At 73.3% G+C, this 1146-nt stretch carries 1 protein-coding gene; it reads left to right on the top strand.

All coding sequences use genetic code 11. The features are described 5' to 3' along the window. The first annotated feature begins 220 nt into the window (after positions 1–220). A complete protein-coding gene (locus DLJ58_RS04995; RefSeq protein ID WP_124854070.1) occupies positions 221–1135 on the top strand; it encodes an LLM class flavin-dependent oxidoreductase in 915 nt (304 codons plus the stop codon). Positions 1136–1146: the final 11 nt, after the last annotated feature.

The raw sequence follows: 1146 nt of genomic DNA, 5'->3' as shown, positions 1-1146 counted from the left end.
CTCCAAGCAGCCTTGACAACCCCCTAACCCCACCCCGCAGCCAGCTCCCATCCTTGTTGATCAAGAGGTTTGCGTCGTCCGGAAGCCGGGATCTGACGGAAACTTCTTGATCAACAAGGGTGAGGGCGCAGGCCTCGGGCTGCCTAGCCGTGGTTCGGCCCTCGGCAGAATCGGCGGTCAGCGGGTGGCCGGTGGGCCGGCGCGGGTCGATGCTGGGCCGATGGCGACCTTCTCCCTCCAGGCCACCCCGACCGACGCGGCGAGCTGGGCCGAGCTGGCCCGTCGGGCCGAGACCGCCGGCTTCGACGCTCTGCTCGCCGCGGACCACCCCGGCGACGTGACGTCACCGTTCGTGGCGCTGGCCGCCGCCGCCCCGGTCACCTCGACGATCGGGCTCGGCTCGTACGTGTCGAACCTCGGCGTACGGGAACCGATGCTGCTCGCGGCCGACGTGGCCACCCTCGATCTGATCTCCGGCGGACGGGCCCGGCTCGGTGTCGGCGCCGGTCACACCCCGGCGGAGTGGCGCGCGGTGGGCCGGGAACGCCCCGACGTGACCGGCCGGGTCCGCCGTTGCGTGGCCGTCGCCGAGGCGGTCCGCGCCCTGCTCGACGGTGCCTCGGTCACCGTCGACTCGGCCGAGCTGACGATGCGCGACGCGGTGCTGCGCGAACCCCGGCCGGTGCAGGACCGGATCCCGCTGACGATGGGTACGGCGAACTCGACGCTGCTGCGCTGGGCCGGCGCGCACGCCGACGTGGTCGGGCTGATCGGCTTCGGACGTACCCTCGCCGACGGCCACCAGCATGAGGCGCGCTGGCGGGCCGACCAGATCGAGGCGCAGCTGGCCTGCGTGGCCGCCGGCGCAGCCGGCCGGGCCGACCCGCCGGCGCTGGAGGCGCTGGTGCAGACGGTGGTGGTCACCGACGATGCGGAGGCCGCCGCCGCGGAACAGGCCCGGCGCATCGGCATGACCGTCGCCGAACTGCTGGCCACCCCGTTCGTGCTGATCGGCACGGTGAACGAGATCATCACGGCGGTCGCCGAGCACGAACGGCGCTGGGGGGTGACCCGATTCGTGGTCCGCAGCGACGCGCTAAACCCGCTAGCGCCGGTCCTGACCCGCCTGACCTGACCCCCCTCCCC

It is taken from the genome of Micromonospora arida, assembly GCF_003857035.1.
Lineage (GTDB): Bacteria > Actinomycetota > Actinomycetes > Mycobacteriales > Micromonosporaceae > Micromonospora > Micromonospora arida.
The sequence above is the reverse complement of the archived record's forward strand: the minus strand, read 5'-3'. Positions and strand labels throughout refer to the sequence as shown.

Excerpts from the sequence above, each read along its gene's own strand:
- DLJ58_RS04995 (WP_124854070.1), top strand. The coding sequence starts at position 221 with ATGGCGACCTTCTCCCTCCAGGCCACCCCGACCGACGCGGCGAGCTGG.